The following is a 23,109-nucleotide window of genomic DNA, read 5'->3' as shown; positions in this document are numbered from 1 at the left end:
CCTTCGGATTTGACCCATATTGTCCATTGCTGCGTTGGCAAGCTTGGACTTAGAACCACTAAGTCCGGCGCTTACCGCCTTGCACTGAACAATATGGCCTCAAACCGCGATGGTGAATTTAATAGGTCCTGACCCTAGATTAACTTTCCCCTTCTAACGCCGGGCATTCCATGCTTGAGTGGGACATGACTTTAGAAACAGCGCCCGAACCCATCGCCACCCCCGCCGCCACTATGGTGATTTTTCGCCAAAACCCCGATGGCGGTGCACCATTGTTGCTGATGGTCGAACGTATCAAGGCCATGGCTTTTGCGGGCGGTGCGGCGGTTTTCCCGGGTGGGAAGGTCGATCCGGCGGATTTTGATTATGCTGAAATGCTGGGCGGCCCTTTGCCGTTGGACGAGGCCGCGGCGCGGCTGGCGGCGATCCGCGAGACGATTGAGGAGGCTGGACTTGCCCTTGGACTAAAGGGTGTTGATGACCCCGCCGATTGCGATGCGCCGCGCGCGGCGTTGCATGATGGGGAAAGCCTGCAAGCCATATGCAACCGCTTTGGCTGGGAACCCGATTTCGACCAACTCGTGCCATGGTCACGCTGGCGGCCACCAGCGTTTGAGCGGGCATCGCGGGTTTTTGATACGCGCTTCTATTTGGTGGATGCAGGCAACACGACGCCGCTGGCGACGGTTGACCACACCGAAAACCGGGCGCTGTTTTGGGCCAGCGCGGCGGAAGTTTTGGAAAAAGCCGACAAGGGCGAGGTGAAGATCATCTTCCCGACGCGCCGCAATCTGGAACGGCTGGCGATGTTTGGCACCTTTGACGCTGCTGCGGCGCACGCGGCGGCGCATCCGGTTTCCACCGTCCTGACCTATATCGACAAGCGCGAAGACGGAAACTGGCTCTGCATCCCCGACGGCCATGGCTATCCCGTGCTTCAGGAGTCGCTCGATCAGGCAATGCGCGGTTAATGGCGATGCTCGCGCAAATGCAGGGGTTGATCGGGATCGCGGTCATATTGTTGATGGCGTGGGGATTTTCCGAACAGCGCAAAGCATTTCCGGGCTGGCGCTGGGTCGGTGGCGCGTTGCTGCTGCAAATATTGATCGCTTTGGTGATCGTGCGGGTCCCCGTTGTGTGGGACGTTATCATGCTCGCCAATTATGCGGTCATGGCGATCGAACAGGCGACTTTGGTCGGTTCAAGCTATATGTTCGGCTATACCGGCGGCGGGGAATTGCCGTTCGTGCTGAAGGAAGGTGCAAGCCCACCGCTGATTATTGCCTTCCAGATATTGCCTTTGGTCATCGTTTTCTCGGCGCTTTCTGCATTATTGTGGCACTGGAAAATCCTGTCGATCATCGTGCGGGGGTTAAGCTGGGCGATGCAAAAGACAATGGGGGTGAGCGGCGTCGTTGGTTTAAGCGCCGGCGCCAATATCTTCTTGGGCGTCGTCGAAGCGCCTCTGGTCGTCCGCGCCTATTTTGAGAAAATGAGCCGCAGCGAATTGTTCATGGTCATGGTGCTGGCGATGTCGACAATTTCCGGCGCGATCCTGATCCTTTATGCGCAGACGCTGTCCAAAACACTTCCTGACGCTGTTGGTCATATGATTTCGGCATCTTTAATTGTGCTGCCCGCGTCGATCCTGATCGCCCGGCTGATGGTGCCGGGCGCGGGGGATACGCAGATGGACCCTGATGACACCAGCTTGAAATATGAAAGCAGCATTGACGCGGTCATCACCGGGACGATGGACGGGGTTCAGCTGTTCCTTGCGGTTATTGGTATCATCATCGTGGTGTTTGCGCTGGTTGCTTTGGTTGACCAGATGCTGACCGTGTTGCCTTTCGTCGATGGGACGGCGTTAACGCTGCGGCGGATGTTCGGCTGGCTGTTTGCGCCGTTGATGTGGGCAATCGGCGTGCCGTGGGACGAGGCAGGAACTGCAGGCGGGTTGATGGGAACCAAGGCGATATTGAACGAATATGTCGCCTATCTCGACATGGCGGCGTTGGCCGATGGCACCTTGGGTCCGCGCAGCAAGCTGATTGTCACTTATGCCTTATGCGGATTTGCGAACTTGGCCAGCATCGGACTGCTTGTGTCGACGATCGGCACCTTATGCCCTGCACGTCGCACCGAAGCGGCGTCATTGGGTATGAAAAGCTGGGTCGCAGGCAATCTCGCCTCTGCGATGACAGGGGCGATGATTGGCCTCGTTACGGCAGTTTGAATTTAGCAAAATAGGCGTCATCCCGAACTTGTTTCGGGATAACAAATCACCGTCGCGCGTTATCCTGAAACAAGTTCAGGATGACGATATGAAGTTCTATTTGGCGACGTCGCTCTAAATCAATCTTCAGGCGCGATGGTGACGATCAGGCCGTCAAGCGCATCGGTCACAGGAACCTGACACGACAGGCGTGAGGTTTCGTTGCGGTGGTCGGTGCTGTCGAGCAAGTCGTTTTCGTCTTCGCTCATCTTGGGCAGGCGATCGGCAAAGGCGGGATCGACATGGATGTGGCAGGTCGCGCATGAGCAGCAACCGCCGCACAATGCCAACAATTCGTCAAAGCCATTGTCGCGGATGACTTCCATCAGGCTCAGGCCATTTTCAGCCTCAACTTCGCGGCCTTGGCCATCGCGAGAAATTACTGTGATTTTAGCCATGAAAATGCTCCCTAAACCCGTGTTTCGGCCCGCCTGATAAGTTGCCGACGTCATAATGTGAAGCGCTAATTTAATGGGGATAAGTCGGGCGGCGCACTTGGCCAAAGCGGTGGCGGCGCTTATGTCCGGACCGAACAGAATCAGAAAGACCGTCCATGACCGAAAATCGCCACGCCCCAGTTATCATTATCGGTTCCGGTCCAGCCGGATACACCGCGGCGGTCTATGCCGCGCGCGCCAATCTGACGCCCATGATGATCACCGGCGTTGAAATTGGCGGGCAGTTGATGACCACGACCGAAGTCGACAACTGGCCCGGTGATGATGCGGGCGTCATGGGCCCCGAGTTGATGGAACGGATGCGCAAGCACGCGGAACGTTTCGGCACGCGGATTGAAAATGACTATATTGAAAAGGTCGATTTTTCGAAGCGGCCCTTTGTCCTGACGGGCGGCGCGGGTGATTATACCGCCGACGCGGTCATCATCGCAACCGGCGCAAGCGCGCAATATCTCGGCCTGCCCAGCGAAACTGCGTTCATGGGCAAGGGCGTATCGGCCTGCGCAACCTGCGACGGATTTTTCTACCGCAACAAGCCTGTCGCCGTCATCGGCGGCGGCAACACCGCGGTCGAAGAAGCTTTATACCTCGCCAACATCGCAAGCCATGTGACCTTGGTCCATCGCCGCGACAAGTTGAAGGCGGAAAAGATATTACAAGACCGCCTGTTCGCGCGCGAAGCCGAAGGCAAAATCACCATCAAATGGAACCACACATTGGATGAGGTTTTGGGCGACGCGATGGGTGTCACGGGCATGCGCATCGCCGCGACCGACGGCAGCGGCACCGAAGATATCGAATTACACGGTGTGTTCATCGCAATCGGGCACAAGCCCAACACCGGCATTTTCGAAGGGCATCTCGATATGGCCGGCGGCTATATCAAGGTGCGTGGCGGTTCAGAGGGTCAGGCAACGGAAACCAGCATCCCCGGCGTATTTGCCTGCGGCGATGTGATGGACCACATCTATCGCCAAGCATGCACCAGCGCAGGCACGGGCTGTATGGCTGCATTGGATGCGGAGCGGTTTATCGACGCTGTTGCGTAAACCACCCCGAGCGTAAAACCCCATATGCCGCCCGTCCGCAAGATGCGGTTGCATGTCCATGCTGTGTGAGATAGCTAACACAGCATATCGGAGGGAAGATCTATGGCATTTGATCCAGCGGCAGAGACCGCGCGTTATATTGACAGTCTGGGGCCAGAGGCGCTGCAAAAGGCCGAAAGCTATACCATCGCCACGCATTGGATGTTGTTGGCGGGGTTGGTTGTCACAGCGATTGTAACGTGGATTGTTGTGCGTTCGGGGTTGCTCGACCGCCTGTCGGCGAAATTGCAAAATCGCGGCTGGGCATTGCGCACATGGACAATCTGCGTCGCTTTCTTTGTCATTTCGGCGGTGATCAGCCTGCCATGGGGCATTTATGAGCAATGGGGTTTTGAACGATCCTATGGCCGGACGGACCAGCCATTGTCTGACTTCCTCGCGCAAAATGCCATTGGCATCACGATTTCGAGCATATTGGGCGGGCTGTTTTTCCTCGGCGTCTATGCGCTCATCCGCCGTGCGGGCAAAACATGGTGGATATGGTCCGGCGGCCTTGCGGCCTTTGCCGCGGCGGCGACGATATTGCTCGCGCCTGTGGTGATTGAACCGATGTTCAACGAATATAAGCCGGTGCCTGCGGGTCCAGTGCGGACGGCGTTGCTTGAAATGGCGGACGAAGCCAATATTCCGCATGACCGTGTGCTGATGTTTGATGGCTCGCGCCAGTCGAACAACTTCACCGCCAATGTCTCGGGCGTTTTTGGTTCGGCGCGGATTGCGATTTCCGACGTTGCGCTCAAGCAGGCGTCATTGGACGAGGTGAAGGCGGTAACGGGGCATGAGATTGGGCATTATGTTCTTGGCCATGTGTGGCGGATGGTCTTCGCCATTGTGTTCATTGCGATGCTTGGCTTCTTTTTGGCCGACCGATTATTTAATCGCGTCGCGGCCTTATTTGGCAGCAAAGCCAGCATCGGCGACCCCGAAGGATTGCCGATATTGTTGCTGATCGTCTCGGTTCTGGGCCTGTTTGCGCAGCCCGTGGTCAACAGCGTGACGCGCGTTGGCGAGAGCGAGGCTGACGCTTATTCGCTCCGCACCGCGAATTTGCCCGATGCGCTTGCTGGCGCGTTGGTCAAGACCGCCGAATATCGCTACCCGCGGCCATCGGCGTTGCAAGAATTGATATTCTACTCACACCCATCGGTCGAAAACCGCGTGCGCCGGGCGATGGACTGGAAAGCGGAGCAGCTTAAAAAAGCGGCGCCGCGTTAGGCCGCCGCTTTCTTCTCCTGCCGGAATTTGTGCAGCAATGGCTCAGTATAGCCATTGGGCTGCGTTACGCCTTCAAAGATGAGCGCACGGGCGGCCTTCAATGCGATGCTGCCCGCTATGAGCTTTTCGTAAAGCGGATCGCTGGCATTTTGCGCGTCGACCTTCGCCGCCATCTTGGTCAGCGCGGCGTCCACCTGCGCCTCGGTCGCAATGCCGTGCAGCAGCCAGTTGGCGATATGCTGCGACGAAATACGCAATGTGGCGCGGTCTTCCATCAGGCCGATGTCGTGAATGTCGGGCACTTTTGAACAGCCGACGCCTTGGTCAATCCAGCGGACGACATAGCCCAAGATGCCTTGCGCGTTGTTCTCAAGCTCTTGCGTGACCTCTTCATCGGACCAATTATGGCCGACGGGCGCAACGGGAATATTCAGCAAGGGATCAAGGCCCGGCGTGGGTTCTTGGGCCAATTCCGCCTGCCGCGCAAAGACGTCAAACTGGTGGTAATGCATGGCGTGCAAAGTCGCTGCGGTGGGGGAGGGGACCCATGCGGTGTTGGCGCCAGCCTTGGGATGGCCGATTTTCTGCACCATCATGTCGGCCATCATGTCGGGCGCGGCCCACATGCCTTTGCCGATTTGCGCTTTGCCAGAAAGGCCGCAGGCAAGGCCGATTTGGACGTTGCGCGCCTCATAGGCTTGGATCCAGCTGCTCGCTTTCATCTCCGCCTTGCGGATCATGGGGCCAGCCTGCATCGCGGTGTGCATTTCGTCGCCGGTGCGATCAAGGAAGCCGGTGTTGATGAAGACGATGCGGTCTTTCACCGCGTGAATACATGCGGCTAGGTTGGCGCTGGTGCGGCGTTCTTCGTCCATCACGCCGACCTTGATGGTGTGGCGCGGCAGGCCAAGCACATCTTCAACCGCATCGAACAATGCGTTGGTCAGCGCGGCTTCTTCGGGGCCGTGCATCTTGGGCTTCACGATGTAGATTGAACCTGCCCGGCTATTGCGATGCATGCCAAGACCTTTCAGGTCATGCAGCGCGCACAGCGAAGTGAACAATGCGTCGAGAATGCCTTCGGGCGCTTCGCTGCCATCGGGCAACCGCACCGCAGGATTGGTCATCAGATGCCCAACATTGCGCACGAACATCAGGCTGCGGCCAGCGAGGGTGAGGCCGTCATAATTGCGGTCCGGCTCAAGCGCGCGCGTCATTGTCCGTCCGCCCTTGTCAAACGACGCGACCAGATCACCGCGCATCAGGCCAAGCCAGTTGGTGTAGGCCGCAACCTTGTCTTGCGCGTCGACGGCAGCAACCGAATCTTCCAGATCGATAATCGTCGTCAGCGCAGCTTCAAGGATGACATCGGCGATATGCAGATCGTCGGTCGCACCAATGGCGTGCCCGGGATCGACCAATATCTCGATATGCAGGCCATTTTGTTTGAACAGATAGCGTTTCGTGTCACCCGATGCGGTTTGCGTAACGAAGAAATCGGATGTCCCGCCCGACAGGACGGCTTCCCAACCGGGGATGCTGTGGTTCAGGAAATTGCGCGCATAGGCAATGACGGCTGCACCGCGTGTCGCATCATAGCCGCCTGCGCGGGCAGGCGGCGCATCGAGCGCGTCAGTGCCATATAACGCATCATATAGGCTGCCCCAACGGGCATTGGCGGCGTTCAAAACGAAGCGGTCGTTCAGGCTCGGCACGACCAACTGCGGCCCCGCCATCGTCGCGATTTCCGCATCGACATTTTGCGTGCCTATGGCGAACGCGGCTGGCTCGGCAACGAGATAGCCAATATCGCGCAAAAATGCCTGATAGGCGGGCATATCGCTGATCGGTCCGGGGTTTGCCTTGTGCCAGGCATCGATTTGGGTTTGCAGCGCGTCGCGCTTGGCGAGCAGTGCGCGGTTCACCGGCACAAACTGTGCGAGAATATCGGATAGGCCCGACCATAAAGCGTCGGCGGCTATGCCCGTGCCCGACAGCGCGCGGCTTTCAACGAAAAGCGCGAGTTCATCGGCGACCTGCAGGTTTGCGCGGGTTACATATTCAGTCATGACTTTGGCTCCAGTGGGACATGGTGCCTGGGGAGAAATTTTGTTGTTGCCGTCTCCCTAGCGATAGTTTGGACGGTGCAAAAGCGTTTAATTGCCGGTAACGGCGCGCCGGACACTGGGCAAATGCTGCTGATTAGCAGCAAGTTTGAAGCCATAGGATCGCCGCGTAAACGCCGTTCCTTCCGCTAGGGAGCAGCCAGCCGTTCGGTTCATTCGGGATATTTACTATCCATATATCTCAACGACGCGGCGCATAATTGTTCAAGGACAGCTTCATCAACGTCGCTGAGCCGTTTAATATAGAGGCAAGATTTTCCCGTCTTATATTTTCCTAATTCTGCCATCAGTTCGGCATGCCCTGCAAAACCGTCGGTAATGTAGAGCACAGTTTGGCCCTTGCGCGGGCTAAAGCCGATGCGCGCCATGTCGCCTTCACGACCGCTGTCATATTTGTAATGATACTGGCCAAAACCGATGATGCTTGGCCCCCACATTTTGGGTGCGTGGCCCGTCAGCCGTGTCATCATTTGGGCGAGTTTATGCGCATCCGCGCGTTGCTTTTCATCGGCAACCGCGTCGATGAAAGCTGTTACATCAACTGCGGTCGGCTTGGTCTTGATTTCAGCCTTTGTCACCTTGCTTCTTCCTTGATCGCAGCCTAGAGAATATCGCGTCATCTGGGGAGTAGCCAGCCATTTTCTTGATGAAAATGGGACATGCATCAACATATTTGGCCGAGAGGTCATGGTGCATGTGGGGCCGCAAATGCGGTTCAAGGCGAGACCAATGGCATCTGCAATCCGTTCCGGTCGGGCGGGGTTGTGGGTGGCATTGCGTTTTTTAACTGCCTGATCCGGAAAGCATTATGGAAATTTTCTTCGCGTCTACCTTGCTTGTTGCCGTTGCCGAAATCGGCGACAAGACAATGCTGCTCGCCATATTGCTGGCGACACGGTTTAAAAAGCCGCTGCCTATCATTGCCGGCATTTTTGCTGCCACAATGGCCAATCATGCACTCGCGGCTTGGGCGGGCAGTGCGCTCGCCACTGTCTTCACGAGCGACATATTTCGCATCGCGGTGGCCATTGGCTTCATCCTGATGGCGGCGTGGACGCTTATTCCCGACAAGGTCGATGACGATATCAAAGTCGCGTCGCAGCGCGGGGCATTTGTGGCGACGACAATCGCGTTTTTCCTCGTCGAGATGGGCGATAAGACGCAAGTCGCAACAATCGCACTTGGCGCGCAATATCATGCGGTGCTGGTGGTCGCGGCCGGAACAACATTGGGCATGATGATCGCCAATGTCCCTGCGGTCTATCTGGGTGAGAAGCTGGTGGAAAAGGTTTCGCTGCGCATCGTGCACAGGATTGCGGCGGCGATGTTCCTCTTTCTGGGGCTTTGGCAGTTGTGGGAGTTGTCGAACCCCGCCTAAACTGTTAGGCGCGCGGCGGATATTCAGCTTCGGAAAATGATATGACCAAAGACAGCGTTAAAAAAGTCGTCCTCGCATATTCGGGCGGGCTCGACACCAGCGTCATCCTGAAATGGCTACAGGTGGAATATGGCTGCGAAGTCGTCACCTTCACCGCCGATTTGGGGCAGGGCGAAGAGCTTGGGCCAGCACGCGAAAAGGCTGTGCTGATGGGCGTGCCTGATCACCATATCTACATCGATGATCTGCGCGAAGAATTTGTGCGCGATTTCGTTTTCCCGATGATGCGCGCCAACGCGCGTTATGAAGGCGACTATTTGTTGGGCACATCGATTGCCCGTCCGCTCATTTCCAAGCGGTTGATCGAGATTGCTGCCGAAACTGGCGCGGATGCGATTGCGCATGGCGCAACGGGCAAGGGCAATGATCAGGTGCGGTTCGAACTTTCGGCTTATGCGCTGAACCCCGACATTAAGGTGATTGCGCCATGGCGTGAGTGGGACCTGACGAGCCGGACACGGTTGATCGAATGGGCCGAACAACACCAGATTCCAGTGCCCAAGGATAAGCGCGGCGAAAGCCCGTTTTCGACCGACGCCAATCTGCTGCACACCTCGTCCGAAGGCAAAGTGCTTGAGGACCCGTGGGATGAGACACCCGATTATGTGTACTCGCGCACCGTGAATCCAGAGGATGCGCCCGACACGCCCGAATATATAACCATCGATTTTGAAAAGGGCGACGGCGTCGCGCTGAACGGCGAAGCGATGTCGCCTGCGACCTTGCTTGCCGCGCTGAATGAACTTGGCCGCAAGCATGGCATTGGCCGCCTTGACCTGGTCGAAAACCGCTTCGTCGGCATGAAATCGCGCGGCATGTATGAAACCCCCGGTGGTGAGATTTATGCCCGTGCCCATCGCGGCATTGAAAGCATCACGCTCGACCGCGGCGCAGCGCATCTGAAAGATGAGCTGATGCCGAAATATGCCGAGCTTATCTATAATGGCTTCTGGTTCTCGCCCGAGCGCGAGATGCTGCAAGCCGCGATTGACCATTCACAGACGTTGGTGTCCGGCACCGTTCGGCTGAAGCTGTATAAGGGTCTGGCGAGTGTCGTTGGCCGCAAATCGCCCAACAGCCTGTACAGCGAAAAAGTTGTGACGTTTGAGGATGACGCTGGCGCTTATGACCAAAAGGACGCGGCGGGTTTCATCAAACTGAACGCACTTCGCCTGCGCTTGCTGGGGCAGCGTAAAGCGTAATATCATAGAGAAAACGTCATCCTGAACTTGTTTCAGGATAACATGCAACGGTGACGCGTTATCCTGAACCAAGTTCAGGATGACGATTATTGGTTATTTCGCCGTCAACGCGACCCCACTTTAACCGCCCGATTAAGTCTGATAGGCTAGCCTTTAGGAAGAGGAGAGTCGATATGCATGATTTGGTCATTCGCGGTGGAACCGTGGTGGATGGCACGGGCGCACCGCGCTTTGTCGCTGACGTTGCGGTGGATGGCGGCATCATTACCGCTATGGGCCAAATCAGCGCTTCGGGTCGCGAAGAGATTGATGCGTCGGGTAAAATCGTCGCGCCAGGTTTTGTCGATATCCACACCCATTATGACGGCCAAGCAACGTGGGACAGCGAGATGGGGCCGTCGAGCTGGCATGGCGTCACCACGGTCGTCATGGGCAATTGTGGCGTTGGCTTTGCGCCCGCGAAAAAGGACAAGCATGATTGGTTGATCGGCCTGATGGAGGGTGTCGAGGATATTCCCGGCACCGCATTGGCCGAGGGGATGAAATGGGATTGGGAGAGCTTTCCCGATTATCTCGATGCGCTCGAACGCCTGCCGCGCACCATCGATATTGGCACGCAAGTTCCGCACGGCGCGCTGCGCGCCTTTGTCATGGGACAGCGCGGCGCGGATAATGAGGAGCCAACCGAAGCCGACATCGCCGAAATGGCGCGGCTGGTGGAGGAAGGCTTGCGCGCAGGGGCTTTGGGCTTTTCGACCTCCCGCACGGTATTGCATAAATCGATTGATGGCGAACTTGTCCCCGGGACCACCGCGACCGAACCCGAATTGGTTGGTATTGGCCGCGCCATGGGCAAGGTCGGGCACGGGGTATTTGAGCTGACCACCGATTTCTTGGAGGAATGGGACGAGTTTGGCTGGATGGGCCGGTTAAGCCGCGAAACGGGGCTGCCCATCGCCTTCACCATGTTGCAATCGCCTATCAAGCAAATGCCGTGGACCGAGCAAATGGCGGGGATGTGCCACGCCAATGATAATGGCGCGAACCTCGTCGCGGCGATTGGCCTGCGCGGTATCGGCGTCATCATGAACTGGCGCGGCACGGTGCACCCATTTATGCGCAAGCCCAGCTGGCAGAAAATTGCCGGACTGTCGTGGGACGAACAAAAGGCAAAACTGTCCGATCCGGCGTTTAAGGCAGCGATGTTGGCGGAGGATAATTTGCCGCCGCCTTCGGTTGATATGGCCCCATTCTTCATGCTGGTGACGGCCGCATGGGCCATGCAATTCCCGCTCGGCGATGGCTTTAGCTATGAACCCACACGCGAAGAAAGCGTCTTCGGCTTTGCGCAAGCCGCAGGCAAAGACGCGGCCGAATATGCCTATGACCAACTGATGGCCGACGACGGTAACGGCATGATTTACCTGCCGATACTGAATTATATGGATGGCAATTTGGACTTCACCAAAGAGCTGCTCCAGCGTGACGATATCGTCGCATCGCTGTCCGACGGCGGCGCCCATTGCGGAACCATTTGCGACGCGGCGTCACCGACATTTCTGCTCAGTTACTGGGCGCGTGATCGTAAGGCCGGGACAATACCGCTCGAACTGGCCGTCAAACGCCAATGCCACGACACGGCGCGGCTTTATGGGCTGAATGACCGCGGTGTGCTGAAACCCGGCTATCTGGCCGATATCAACGTCATCGATTTTGACGCGTTGAAATTGTTGAAGCCTTGGCTGGCGTTCGACCTGCCCGCCGGTGGCAAGCGGCTCCTGCAAAAGGCTGAAGGCTATGCGGCGACGATTAAATCGGGCGTGGTCACGTTCCGTGATGGCGCGATGACAGGCGCTTTGCCCGGTATCGTGGTGCGCGGTCCGCAGAGCATCGATATGGCGGAAGCCGCGGAATAATAAGGGAGGACTTCCAGCGCGGAAGCCACTCCATTTATTAGACGCGCATTGGCATCAAAACGTACAGCGCCGCTGACTTGTCATTCTCGCGAATGAGCGTTGGGGCGCTGGCGTCGGCCAAGTGAAGCTCGACGACGTCGCCTTCGATTTCGCCCAATATGTCCATCAAATAACGCGCGTTGAAGCCGATTTCGAAGCTGTCGCTGCTATATTGGCCGGACACTTCTTCTGCCGCCGTGCCGTTTTCAGGGCTGGTGACCGACAACGTGATCTTGTCTTTATCAAGCGCCATTTTGACCGCGCGGGTTTTTTCGGTGGCGATGGTCGCAACGCGATCAACGCCTTGGCTGAATGCCTTGGGGTCGATGCGCAGCAGCTTGTCATTCGCGGTTGGAATGACGCGGCTGTAATCGGGGAATGTGCCGTCGATCAGCTTTGATGTCAGGATGACGCTGTCAAAGGTGAAGCGGATTTTGCTCGCCGACAGATCGATCTGGATGACATTGCCGCCGCTTTCGTCAAGCAGCTTGCGGATTTCGGCGACGCATTTGCGCGGCACGATGATGTCGGGCATATTTTCTGCGCCCGCTGGACGCGGCAGCGTGACGCGGGCGAGGCGGTGGCCGTCGGTGGCCGCTGCTTTCAACACAGGATCGGCATCGTCGGTGACGTGCAGGAAAATACCGTTGAGATAATAACGCGTTTCTTCGGTCGAAATCGCAAAGCGCGTCTTGTCGATAATCTGGATCAACGAGCTTGCGGGAATTTCGAACGATGTGGGCAATTCGCCCTCTGCAATCGTTGGGAAATCTTCACGCGGCAATGTTGCGAGCGAGAAGCGGGCGCGGCCAGCGTTCACCGCCATACGGCCATCCGCGGCGTGCAGCTGAACTTGCGAACCTTCGGGAAGCTTACGCGCGATTTCGAACAAGGTGTGCGCCGAAACGGTGGTTGCACCGGGGGTTTCAACGTCGGCGGCAAAGGTTTCAACAACCTGTAGATCAAGGTCCGTCGCGGTCAGCTTGATCTTGCCGCCTTCGCTGGCTTCGATCAGGACGTTCGACAAAATGGGGATAGTGTTGCGCCGTTCCACAACGGATTGGACGTGGCTCAGGCTTTTCAGCAGGGTCGCGCGTTCGATCGTGGCTCTCATTCAAATTCCCCTTATCGGGCATGGCAGGCACAAAGCAGCCAAAAATCCCTATTCTATGGCGATTCTTCCATAACCGCTTTGGCCAGCAGGGCAAGCCGATAGGTTTTGCGTCGAAGAATATCCTGTGGAATAAGGCGATTATGGGTATTTCAACAAACGGTAGACGGCTTTTCATCGCACGGCATGGGGAGACGGTGTTTAACAAAATTGCGCGGATGCAGGGCCAGGCGGAGCTGCATACCCCGCTGACATGGGACGGCTGTGTGCAAGCGCGCGCCATGGGGCGTGCGTTGGCAAACTATCTGGGGGGTGACCCCACGCCGCAGCTTTGGTCGTCCACCGCCGGGCGCGCGCTGCAGACGCTTGCATTGGTCGCAGAGGAAATCGACGCCGACTGGCACCAAACGATGCGCGACGACCGGCTGCTGGAGATTGACGTCGGCCTTTGGTCAAGCCGTACCTATGCCGACATATCTGCGGAAATCGGCCCAATCGTCGATATGGAGCACAAGCTGTTTTCCGTGCGTCCCGAGGGCGGCGAATTTTACGACGATGTCGCGCAGCGGCTGCGTCATTGGATAGCGGACCAAAGTTTTGAACAGGACATGCTTATCATCTGCCATGGGATGACCGCGCGCGTGCTGCGCGGGGTTTTGCTGGGCTTGGAACCCATGGAACGCTTTGGCGCGCCCATTGCCCACAGCCTTGCGCAGGGCAGCATGGTGATGATCCGCGATGGTATCGAAACGCTGGTGATTGACGGCGATGGCGCTGGGGAGCGTGCTTGAGGTTTGTCACCCCACATGATGTGTGCTCCTGCGAAGGCAGGAGCCCAGAACAGACCGGCGCCGCGCCGCGCTGGGTTCCGGCCTCCGCCGGAAAACGCATGCTTTTGATGTTTGCGTTGACGCTTGCGGCCGCCGCGCCGCTGTCTGCCAAAGACCGGCTTGGCGTGTATCAGGGGTGGGCGGCGTTTCGTGACCCGGAAACCCCCCGCTGCTATGCGATTTCGGAACCCGACGAGACGATAGGACCACCAACGCGGGCGGCTTATGTCTCCATCGGTTTTTGGCCAAAGCGCAGTGTTACGCACCAGATTTACGTGCGGCTGTCGCGCGATCGGGCGGCCAATAGCGGCGTGACGTTGACCGCGGGCGGAAGGCGCTTTCGTTTAAAGGCCAATAGCAACGCGGCATGGGCGGCGGACCGGCGGACGGACTTGGCGATTATCGCCGCCATCCGCTCGGCAACGTCGCTCAGCACCGAAACGATCGGGCGCGATGGCCGGTCGATTGTCGATGCCTACGCATTGCGCGGTGCGCCCAGTGCAATCGATGCTGCGGCGTTGGGATGCGCTGTGCGATAGCATAGCTGGCATTTCGGCGATTGATTGCGTATAGGCGCGGCCATCATGCAGATTCCCGGCCATATAGACCCCGTTGTCACCCCACGCGCGATTACGCAGCGTGCGGATGGCCGAATTGACCTTTTGGGCTTGAACCATCTCCAAATCCGTCAGCTTTTTGAAGAATCGCAGTTGGATGAAAAGGCGGCAAAGCTCCGGTCAAAGCAGGTGTTTCACTGGATATACCATCGCGGCGTGACCGATTTTGAAGCGATGACCGACATCGCCAAAACCATGCGCCCATGGCTCGCCGACCGCTTTGTCATTGGCCGGCCAGAGGTGGTCGAGGCGCAGGTTTCGACCGATGGCACGCGCAAATGGCTTTTGCGCACCGATGATGCGCAAGATTATGAAATGGTGTTCATTCCCGATGCGGATCGCGGCACCTTGTGCATTTCTTCGCAAGTGGGTTGCACGCTCAACTGCCGTTTCTGTCATACGGGCACGATGCGGCTGGTGCGCAACCTGACACCGGGCGAAATTGTCGGGCAGGTCATGCTGGCGCGTGATGCGCTTGGCGAATGGCCAAAGGGCAATATGGCGTCGGTTGCCGACGATGATGAAGATGATGATGTCGGCCATTACACCGCCGATGGCCGTATGCTCACGAACATCGTGTTGATGGGCATGGGCGAGCCTTTGTATAATTTCGACAACGTCCGTGATGCGATGAAGATCGTGATGCATGGCGATGGCCTTGGCCTGTCGCGCCGCCGCATTACGCTGTCGACGTCGGGCGTTGTGCCGATGATGGCCCGTGCGGGCGAAGAGATTAACGTAAATCTCGCGGTCTCGCTCCATGCGGTGACCAAGGAAATTCGCGACGAAATCGTCCCCATCAACCGCAAATATGGCATTGATGAACTTTTGCGTGCCTGCGCCGAATATCCCGGCGTCAGCAACGCACGGCGCATCACATTTGAATATGTGATGCTGAAGGACAAGAACGACAGCGACGAAGACGCGCGCGAGCTCGTGAGCCTCATCCGCCAGTATAAACTGTCGGCAAAGGTCAATCTGATACCGTTCAACCCATGGCCCGGCGCGATTTACGAATGTTCGGATCCAGAACGCATCAAGCGTTTTTCCAGCATCATTTTTGAAGCGGGCATCAGCGCGCCCGTGCGCACACCGCGCGGCCGCGATATCATGGCGGCGTGCGGCCAGCTGAAATCCTCCAGCGAAAAGAAAAGCCGCGCCGAACTGGACCGCCTCGCTGAGGAAAAACAGGCGGCGTTAGGGTAAGGCCATGGCCGCGCAAGGAACAGACGTGAATGGCGGCGTATTTGCGCGCCACAACCGCTTGCCATTTGCCATTGATATCATCACGGGCCTGCTGTTCTACTTCGTTGCAAAGTTCACCGATTTGCAGACTGCGGCGATGGTAGGCGTGGTCGTCGGGTTCGGGCTTGTCCTGTTCCAGCGCATAACGAAAATTGATGTCACCGGCGGGCTTGCGCTCTTCGGTATCTTGATGCTGTGCATTTCAGCCGGCCTCGCAGTCTGGCTGAACGATGATGAATGGATCAAGCAGCGCGGCACAATTACTGGATTAATCGCCGCCAGTTTCTTCATTATCGATGGCGTGCGCGGCGGGCCATATATCGGCAAAGGTTTAGCGCGGTATATGCCTTATTCGGATATCCATGCGGGCCGCTTTGCTATCGTCATGGGCGTTATCGGCCTGATCATGGCGGCGTTGAATTATGGCGCTGCAAAATTGCTGACGACGGACAACTGGTTGTTTTATAAAACATTCGTCGACAATTTCATTGTCTTCGGACTGGTGATCTTTGCCATGCGCTTTGTCCGCGCAAAGCCAGCGGTTTAAGCGAAAATTGCCACCGACTGCATGCCGGTAAGCACGGCTTCACCGCGGCTGTTCCATGTGGTCATATATTGGCTGCTCGCGCCGTTGGCGGCATGATGCGTTTCGCTGGAGAGATACCACCATCCATCGTCGGTCGTTGGCGTATCTGTCAGCATGTTGATCTGCCAGTTCATGGAGCTCACCATGCCCTTTTCGGTCATCAAGCCCATCGCAGATGGCGGCAATGCGTCTCCAATGCAGATAAGTTCGGCAATATGGTCAAGCCCGTCATGCTCGGTGAAGCGGTGCCAGCTGGCGAGCCGATTGGTGGCTAAGCCCAGTTCGAGCCGCTTGTCCGGATATTGCATATGGCCCGTGAAAAATTCCGGCGGGCCGCTGCGTACATTGTCCGCGGTCGGAAGTGGCGGGAATTCGGGCTGGGCGATGTTGATATAGTCCAAATGGCTCTGCCGCCGGTTCATGAAAATGAACGTGCAGGTCAGGCCGATGCCATCTGCGCCGACAATGTCCGCCTTGATAAATGCTGTGTTCTTACCGCGGCGCAGGATGTTGGCCTGCACCTCAACATCGCCCGCCAAGGGGCCCACAAATGCGATTTGTGCGGACTGGAGCGGCGGCAAATCCTCCGCCGTCATCTTCGCCGCTTGATAGGCCAGTGCCGAGCTTAAGCCGCCATAAGAGGTGCGCCCCTGATGCCAAGTGGCAGGGATGGATATCTTGTGCGACGCGGCGCCCGGCTCGAACTGGGCGAGAAGTGATGCAAGGTTCATGGCATTGACTTAGCGAGAGAAATTTGCCGCCGCAAGGCGCGGCATAAAAATCCAAAGCCAATCATTCCATTGGCTTTTGCAGTAAGTCTATTTTGCAGCGCCTTGTAAATGCAGGTTTTTTTTATATGAAATTGAAATAAAATTACGGTTTCAAAGGATGTTTACTTGAATCTGTAATTTTACTGGCTTCATCAAGTGTAATTCCTGCACTTTTAGGTACGCCTAGCATGTTGAAAGAGTGCGTATTGCCAAAGATATTATATGGCGTTTTTGCGTTATTTTCATTTCGAAAAAGTGGAACAATGTGCCAGTATAAATCATAGCCTATGGCCCAGGCATATTCGATTAAAGATTGAGATTTATCAACTCTATCATTTTCTAAATATAAAATCGGATTATCTCGAGAAATAATTTGTGATCCACCACGTAAAACATCTTCTTCAAAGCCCTCTACGTCAGCTTTGATCAATGCAATTTTTTGGAATTGTTCTAAATAAGCGTCAAGTGGCTCCACATTAATGTGTTCGCCAACTCCGTCTATGCTGCCTAAATCAAATGCGCCGTGGTTTACCAGTCCATCTTGCGGGATTGGGCCTTCAAATATTATCTCAAAATCTAATCCGAGTGCTTTTTGGAATGCATAAACATTGCTGATTTCATTTATACATAAATTAGCGCATAGATTTTGAAAAATTATGCGCCGTGGTTCAAATGCGTAAACATTCCCTTCTGGGCAAATTTCTTTTGCAATGAAAACAGTATGGGCGCCAATATTTGAGCCAACTTCAAGAATATTTGCGTTTTTTGGAACGAGAGATGATATGATGTTTAGTTCTCCATGAGACCATTCACCATAAATTTCCAAAGATTTGCCAACATAAACATCGCATGGATTAGTTAAAAACTTGTAACTTCCAGTTGTTGTTAAACGCATTTCTGACATAAGTTTTGCATCTCAGCTAAATTTTCATAATTTAGATAACATGATAAATAATATATCTATTCCTGATATAGATCAGAAATATTTTTGGCATATGCATCGATAATTTCGGGTGCATCCGGGTTCATTTTGGCTAAAAACATATTTGCTTGTTTTTTATATTCAGCCAAGTTTTTATCATGCTCTCTAAAGGCTTGAAGAAATGACAATCCGCCATCAACGCAATCGAACGTATTGTAGCGATAGCCACAATCGCCAAGAAAATCTGAATTGTGGATGAGAGGGAAACCGCCGTATAACGCCTCATAATATAAGTTATTTTCGTCGTTCAGCCATTGGTGTGTGACCACTGCATCAACAATCTGGCCGAGGATCATATATATATTTAACCGGCCTTCGAAGGTCGCAATACCTTGATGCACAACGTCTAAACTTTTCGCAAAATTTATAAAGCTGTCATGGTCTTTGACCGCCATAGTGTTAAAAACCAAAATATTTTCAATCATGGTGCCATCTTTTCTGTGTGCATGGTCTGCAATCAACAGGGGCAAGTGACAGGTTTTTGTAGAACACAGATTTGGCTCAAGTATTCCGACGTTCCAGCGCTTCGCACCAGGCTTATACTCAAATTTTGTTGATGATTCTTCCGAATATTTATCAATGAGTAGAGGGCTCCAGATGGAAGGTGCGCTCGCAAATGTGGCTTTGAAGCCGTGTGTGTAGTAAGATTTGCAGACATCCTCATAAGATGGGGGCGCCCATATGGCGTGATATTTAGCGCCTAAAAACGTCAATGATGGGGGAAGCGCGAACGCCATTCTTTCAAAATCGATAACAAGATCGTTTGTAAGTCTGTTGGCTACGACCTTACCGCCGCGGGCGCCAAAGTTTTCGATCCAGTCGACGGGCAGCTGCGCGCCCACTTCAATGACCAGATCTAGGGTCTCATGCGCCTTGTTGAGATCAATTATCTCTGCCTTAGTGAACTTTAAAATAGTTGAATTCGGAGACTGGTAATCTCCGCAGTTCACAAACACGACCTTCTTTACAAACGGAATATTCCGCAGGGCCATTGAAAGAAATATGGCTGTTTGATGGACGCTATTTTCCCAAACCGATTGATGCTCATCTCTGGCATGAATCGTGATACCAACTTTCAAGGCATCTTTTTTTCCAATGTTCATTTTCAGAATATCCCGACCACAGCAGAAATCATATCAACGACAGTAGCGCCCTGGCATAATCATCAATATTTTTTCTATTTTTTGGACTAAATTTGCTAATAAACTTGTCGCTTTTGGCAGCGTAACTTTCAAGATTAGCATCATGCGTCTGAATGGCTTCGACAAGCGCCGCCGATCCACTGTCTATGTCACATCCGTGATAATAATAGCCCACTTCAGAGAAGCTTGGGGAGTTATGTACCAGCGGATAATGTCCGTACAGGGCATCCAGATATGCATAATTGTCCGTACATTCCAGTTGATGTGCAACAACGAGATTTGAACCCTTTGACATGGTGTGCGAAAACACCTCACGTTGCGTGATAGTCATCTTTTGGTTCTGATATAGGTTCGATGTATTGACGAGATGAAAAAATGTCTGATGTGACGCCATCGCTATCCCATTCAGAAAATTGACATGCTGAATGAGGTCAGGGCTGTTGGAATACGTGTTTTCGCAGATCATTAATGGAATAACGCCCATCTTAATCGCGGAAATATTGGGTTCAAATATGCTGACTGTGGCGCCCGTTGCGAGTGAATCTTTTTTGTAGCCAAACTTCAATACATCGCTTTGCAGATCTCTAATGGACTGATCAATGAAGATTGGGTCCCAAAGATAGGGCACTGTCACCACAGGGCATCGGTGAATGACCGACATCATGCTATTGAAGATCGCATCTTTGGGAAGTTGCCAGACGACATCACATCTATCGGTTTCACCAAAGAATGACGGCTTATCAAATATGGTAGGTTCTACCAATGATGCATGCGGTTGACCGCAATTGTGATACACGACCTTGCCACCAGCCGCACGAAGCCTCTTGAGCCATGGCACCTCCAACGCACCCGAAAGTTCGATAGCGACATCGATGCATTCTTTTGCTTCGGCTAGTGAGAGGAGGGGATATTCATTGGCTATGTCGCCCGCACCATGCGGATGATAATCTTCATTGCCCGCATTTATCAGAAATACGCGCTCTACAAATGGTATCTGGGCCAGGGTACTGGCCAAATGATACACATTTTGCCCAATTCCGTTGTTCCAAATATTATGATCTGGAACGGTTATGATTGAAATGCCAATACGCATATCTTAATTTTCCGACTTTACATTATGACTGTAAAAAGATGTTGCCAATGTTCGCGCGCCCGCTTTGATGCTGGGCGGTTAGCGACTTTGATCTGTATCCTTTTTACTACTTGGTGTTGCGGCATTCAAGCTTGTCATTTCGGCAGCTGATAAAATGCCATCCTTATCCGCGTCCAATCGATCAAAATTTGCCAGTGTTGTGGTGCGATATTCAACGAGCGTAATAATCTGATCGCGATTTTTATCAAAGCGGATCATTTCGGCAGACACATCTACAAATTGGGGCGCAGGAACCAGGGCCGCAAACTCTGCGGGTGAGATTAGGCCATTCTTGTCGACATCAAGACGACTGAATAACTCCTGATTCTTCTGCTTGGCTTCCGCGGTTGCAGCGCGCTTGGTATATTCTTCTACTTCCGCCCGGGTTGCCTTTCCGTTTCCATCTAAGTCGCGCTTTTTAAATTCAGCGTCCATAAGTTGTATGAAGCTGGATCTGGCCAGATCTTGCGAAACTGATGGTTTTTGGGGCTGCGCAGCTTGTACTTGGTTTTTAGGGGCAGCCGCCTTTGTTGCGGCGCCCTGCATAACATATCCATTCGCAGACTGCGCAAAGGCGACCGCCGCTATAAACGCGCAGCTGCGGACCAGGTGCAGCTTGAACACGGGGCGGGCAATGTAAATGTTTGGGGATGTCATAATGTGCTGCCGTATCCCAATAGCTTGTCAAAGCGCAAATAAAAAAGGCCGGCAATGTCATGTGACATTGCCGGCCCGTTTTTAGCTAGTTTGGAGTTTTAGTTAGAAACCAAAAACCACTCCAACGCGTCCGCCAAGCTTTCCGCCCTTGTTCAGACCACCACCAACGGCAGCGGTGACATAGACCTTCTCGCTTACGCGGCCAGCAGCGTTAAGAGCCACTGCAGATGCGCCTTCATACATGCCGACATTGCCGGAGAGTGTGAAGTTCGTATCTGGCAAGATCGTGCTTCCACCCATGGCGATTGCAGTTGCTGTTGAGCTTGCAATCTTGTCACGCAGTGTGTTGTCCAAGTCAGTGATACGAGCACCAAGCGCGTTATCAGCTGCTACACGTGCGCTGTTTTCTGCAGTGATACGTGCACCAAGTGCTGTATCTGCAGCTGCACGTGCTGTTTCTTCTGCAGCGATACGTGTCGTAAGCGCTGTATCTGCTGCTGCACGGGTCGTTGCTTCAGCTGTATCAGCTGCTGCACGGATCGTTGCTTCAGCTGCTACTGCCGACGTTGTGAACGAATTCGCAGTCGTCAACGTTGCAGCATCACCAGCGATACGCAATGCAGCTTCTGCTGCTACTGCATCGTCGGTGTATTCATTTGCAGATGCCAAAGTTTCAGCATCGCCAGCGATGCGCGCTTCAGCTTCCGCTGCTACTGCTTCGTCGGTGTAAGCTACTGCTGCTTCCAACGTTGCAACGTCGCCAGCTGCTACTGCTTCGTCGGTGTAAGCTACTGCTGCTTCCAACGTTGCAACGTCGCCAGCTTCCAGAGCTGCCAAGTTGTCCGCATCGCCAGCAGCCACTACGTCTTCAAGAGTGGTCAAGCGATCTTCGTGACCTGATAGAGCACCAAGCACTTCGGTGTCGAAGTTCTTGCCGTTATCAGCTGATGATGTCAGCGTACCTGCTGCAGCAGCGATGTTAGTGTTTGAGCTTGCAGCTGCAGTTGCCAAGATTGCGCGAGTTGCAGTGAAGTTTGCTTCAGTCGAAACGGCTGTTGCTGCGGCTGCAGTGTTGGCGGTCGCTGTCGAAGCATTTGCAACGAGCGTGGACTGCACTGCAACAAGATCAGTAACAGCGTTACCCGAAGTAGACACGCCTGTGACTGCTAGAGTTGAAGTCAACGCGCTGGTAGCCGATGTGTTGGCAGCCAACGATGTTGCAAGTGAAGCAGACGCGGAGGTTGCTGCTGCGGTTGCTGTCGACGCAGTAGTCACAGCAGTTGTGTAGTTGTTATTGCGAAGTGCAACGTTGGCGTTCGCTGTTGCGAGCGCAGTCGAAGTGGTCGCGACCACCGTTGCGTTCGATGTTACAGCAGAAGTTGCGGATGCCAAAGTCGATTGCGCTGCCAACAAGGTCGATTGCGCTGCAGATACGCCAGTGTTCGTTGCCTGAGCAGCGACCAATGCCGACTGAGCCGATGTTACGGTTGCTGTTGCCGACGTTGCAGTGCTGACCAGACCCGAAGTGAGCGCAGTCGCGGAGTTCGCAGACGACAAAGCAGTCGATTGCGTTGTCGATGCTACAACCAAAAGGCTCGAAGCCACGGTCGTTGCGGAGTTTGCTGTGGTTACAGCAGTTGCCAATACCGATTGGTTTGCCAAGGCAGTTGCCTCTGCAGTCGACAATGTCGCAAGCAAGGCAGTGTTTGCTGCCGAGTTACGTGCAAGAACCGACGCCGATGTTGACGCTGTCGCTGCAGTTGCCGTTACAGCAGATGCGTTGGTCGACGCCTGCGTGCTCACCTTTGTAGTGGTATATTGTGTTTCGCCACCCGTTGTAGCAACCTGTGCCTGGGCATTATCAACAAAGGCGGATGTTGCTGCTGCAGCAACGCCAGTTAAAAGAACAATTTTTTTGTTCAACATTTTACAATTCCTCAATTACGCCATCTAGATAGCTGTCAGTGTGTCGAGAGCCTTTTTGAGTTGACCCTAGAGCTCGTGTATTGCCAACTGCAAAAGTGAGCTGCCCCCGAACCACCGGCAGAGTTAGCTTTTCTGGAATGGTTAAAAAACCAAATTCGAGCGTAGAAAAATGCATGCATAATAAATATGATAACTTTTCTTTATCTATATGACAGAGGGAAGCTACGCCTTAAGCTGGCTTTCTGAAGTTAGCAAAGTGATGGGCAGTTGGGGCAATGATCATGTTTGATGGTGTTCGTTTATAACGAAAACGCTTCAACGCATGTTTTAAGG

21 protein-coding genes and 1 riboswitch are annotated in these 23,109 nt (G+C 54.4%); of the genes, 11 read left to right on the top strand and 10 right to left on the bottom strand.

The annotated features are described in order from the left end of the window. The first annotated feature begins 185 nt into the window (after positions 1 to 185). A complete protein-coding gene (locus ACIQZK_RS08905; protein ID WP_397575819.1) occupies positions 186 to 971 on the top strand; it encodes an NUDIX hydrolase in 786 nt (261 codons plus the stop codon). Next, on the top strand, positions 971 to 2,236 hold the full coding sequence (locus tag ACIQZK_RS08900; protein ID WP_397575818.1) for a NupC/NupG family nucleoside CNT transporter: 1,266 nt from the start codon (positions 971 to 973) through the stop codon (positions 2,234 to 2,236). Before ACIQZK_RS08905 ends, ACIQZK_RS08900 begins: the two co-directional genes overlap by 1 nt. A gap of 119 nt (positions 2,237 to 2,355) precedes the next feature. On the opposite strand, the gene ACIQZK_RS08895 is transcribed toward ACIQZK_RS08900, so the two are convergent. Then, a complete protein-coding gene (locus ACIQZK_RS08895; RefSeq protein ID WP_183941786.1) occupies positions 2,356 to 2,673 on the bottom strand; it encodes a 2Fe-2S iron-sulfur cluster-binding protein in 318 nt (105 codons plus the stop codon). 155 nt (positions 2,674 to 2,828) lie between these two features. Between ACIQZK_RS08895 and trxB the strand changes: the two genes are divergently transcribed. Together trxB and ACIQZK_RS08885 are read left to right on the top strand one after the other, a co-directional pair. After that, entirely contained in the window at positions 2,829 to 3,782 is a 954-nt protein-coding gene (trxB, locus tag ACIQZK_RS08890) for a thioredoxin-disulfide reductase (protein WP_395635207.1), read from the top strand. Between the two features lie 102 nt (positions 3,783 to 3,884). After that, positions 3,885 to 5,057: a M48 family metallopeptidase gene (locus ACIQZK_RS08885; protein WP_397575817.1), complete on the top strand. Its 1,173-nt coding sequence runs from the start codon at positions 3,885 to 3,887 to the stop codon at positions 5,055 to 5,057. Here ACIQZK_RS08885 and ACIQZK_RS08880 read toward each other — a convergent pair. Both ACIQZK_RS08880 and ACIQZK_RS08875 read right to left on the bottom strand, forming a co-directional pair. Continuing rightward, on the bottom strand, positions 5,054 to 7,126 hold the full coding sequence (locus tag ACIQZK_RS08880; protein WP_397575816.1) for a malate synthase G: 2,073 nt from the start codon (positions 7,124 to 7,126) through the stop codon (positions 5,054 to 5,056). The genes ACIQZK_RS08885 and ACIQZK_RS08880 overlap by 4 nt on opposite strands. Positions 7,127 to 7,335: 209 nt before the next feature. Next, positions 7,336 to 7,761, bottom strand: coding sequence for a DUF1801 domain-containing protein (locus tag ACIQZK_RS08875; protein WP_397575815.1), 426 nt, complete (start codon positions 7,759 to 7,761; stop codon positions 7,336 to 7,338). Between the two features lie 31 nt (positions 7,762 to 7,792). Continuing rightward, positions 7,793 to 7,976: riboswitch (yybP-ykoY riboswitch) on the top strand. A 15-nt stretch (positions 7,977 to 7,991) separates the two neighbouring features. On the opposite strand from ACIQZK_RS08875, the gene ACIQZK_RS08870 reads away from it, so the two are divergent. From ACIQZK_RS08870 to ACIQZK_RS08860, 3 genes are all read left to right on the top strand, one after another. Continuing rightward, complete coding sequence (locus ACIQZK_RS08870) at positions 7,992 to 8,561, top strand: TMEM165/GDT1 family protein (protein ID WP_397575814.1); 570 nt, start codon at positions 7,992 to 7,994, stop codon at positions 8,559 to 8,561. Between the two features lie 41 nt (positions 8,562 to 8,602). Continuing rightward, on the top strand, positions 8,603 to 9,823 hold the full coding sequence (locus ACIQZK_RS08865) for an argininosuccinate synthase (protein WP_397575813.1): 1,221 nt from the start codon (positions 8,603 to 8,605) through the stop codon (positions 9,821 to 9,823). Positions 9,824 to 9,996: 173 nt separating this feature from the next. After that, complete coding sequence (locus ACIQZK_RS08860) at positions 9,997 to 11,739, top strand: amidohydrolase family protein (RefSeq protein ID WP_395635211.1); 1,743 nt, start codon at positions 9,997 to 9,999, stop codon at positions 11,737 to 11,739. Between the two features lie 37 nt (positions 11,740 to 11,776). On the opposite strand, the gene dnaN is transcribed toward ACIQZK_RS08860, so the two are convergent. After that, complete coding sequence (dnaN, locus tag ACIQZK_RS08855) at positions 11,777 to 12,892, bottom strand: DNA polymerase III subunit beta (RefSeq protein ID WP_397575812.1); 1,116 nt, start codon at positions 12,890 to 12,892, stop codon at positions 11,777 to 11,779. 140 nt (positions 12,893 to 13,032) lie between these two features. On the opposite strand from dnaN, the gene ACIQZK_RS08850 reads away from it, so the two are divergent. The 4 genes from ACIQZK_RS08850 to ACIQZK_RS08835 all read left to right on the top strand — a co-directional run bounded on the left by ACIQZK_RS08850 (position 13,033) and on the right by ACIQZK_RS08835 (position 16,128). Then, positions 13,033 to 13,680 (top strand): histidine phosphatase family protein, encoded by a 648-nt coding sequence (locus tag ACIQZK_RS08850; RefSeq protein WP_397575811.1) that lies wholly within the window; start codon positions 13,033 to 13,035, stop codon positions 13,678 to 13,680. Between the two features lie 98 nt (positions 13,681 to 13,778). Further along, entirely contained in the window at positions 13,779 to 14,258 is a 480-nt protein-coding gene (locus tag ACIQZK_RS08845; protein WP_397575810.1) for a hypothetical protein, read from the top strand. A gap of 45 nt (positions 14,259 to 14,303) precedes the next feature. Further along, a complete protein-coding gene (rlmN, locus tag ACIQZK_RS08840) occupies positions 14,304 to 15,542 on the top strand; it encodes a 23S rRNA (adenine(2503)-C(2))-methyltransferase RlmN (RefSeq protein WP_397575809.1) in 1,239 nt (412 codons plus the stop codon). A gap of 4 nt (positions 15,543 to 15,546) precedes the next feature. Beyond that, the gene (locus ACIQZK_RS08835) at positions 15,547 to 16,128 is read left to right on the top strand and encodes a septation protein IspZ (RefSeq protein ID WP_397575808.1); all 582 of its coding nucleotides are present in this window, start codon (positions 15,547 to 15,549) and stop codon (positions 16,126 to 16,128) included. Here ACIQZK_RS08835 and ACIQZK_RS08830 read toward each other — a convergent pair. The 6 genes from ACIQZK_RS08830 to ACIQZK_RS08805 form a co-directional block, all read right to left on the bottom strand. Beyond that, a complete protein-coding gene (locus ACIQZK_RS08830; RefSeq protein ID WP_397575807.1) occupies positions 16,125 to 16,898 on the bottom strand; it encodes a thioesterase family protein in 774 nt (257 codons plus the stop codon). The two genes, ACIQZK_RS08835 and ACIQZK_RS08830, sit on opposite strands and share 4 nt — an antisense overlap. A gap of 142 nt (positions 16,899 to 17,040) precedes the next feature. Further along, the gene (locus ACIQZK_RS08825) at positions 17,041 to 17,841 is read right to left on the bottom strand and encodes an FkbM family methyltransferase (protein ID WP_397575806.1); all 801 of its coding nucleotides are present in this window, start codon (positions 17,839 to 17,841) and stop codon (positions 17,041 to 17,043) included. 56 nt (positions 17,842 to 17,897) lie between these two features. After that, positions 17,898 to 19,022 carry a DUF2827 family protein gene (locus ACIQZK_RS08820; RefSeq protein ID WP_397575805.1) on the bottom strand — a complete coding sequence of 375 codons (1,125 nt, stop codon included), beginning with the start codon at positions 19,020 to 19,022 and terminating at the stop codon, positions 17,898 to 17,900. Between the two features lie 28 nt (positions 19,023 to 19,050). Beyond that, positions 19,051 to 20,154, bottom strand: coding sequence for a DUF2827 family protein (locus ACIQZK_RS08815; RefSeq protein ID WP_397575804.1), 1,104 nt, complete (start codon positions 20,152 to 20,154; stop codon positions 19,051 to 19,053). A 78-nt stretch (positions 20,155 to 20,232) separates the two neighbouring features. Further along, on the bottom strand, positions 20,233 to 20,850 hold the full coding sequence (locus ACIQZK_RS08810; RefSeq protein WP_397575803.1) for an EF-hand domain-containing protein: 618 nt from the start codon (positions 20,848 to 20,850) through the stop codon (positions 20,233 to 20,235). Positions 20,851 to 20,952: 102 nt separating this feature from the next. After that, on the bottom strand, positions 20,953 to 22,776 hold the full coding sequence (locus tag ACIQZK_RS08805; RefSeq protein WP_397575802.1) for a hypothetical protein: 1,824 nt from the start codon (positions 22,774 to 22,776) through the stop codon (positions 20,953 to 20,955). Between the last annotated feature and the right edge of the window lie 333 nt (positions 22,777 to 23,109).

The sequence above is a fragment of the Sphingorhabdus sp. genome (genome assembly GCF_044338195.1).
Taxonomy (GTDB): Bacteria; Pseudomonadota; Alphaproteobacteria; order Sphingomonadales; family Sphingomonadaceae; genus Sphingorhabdus_B.
Note: the sequence above shows the minus strand (reverse complement) of the source record. Positions and strands in the feature narration are given on the sequence as shown.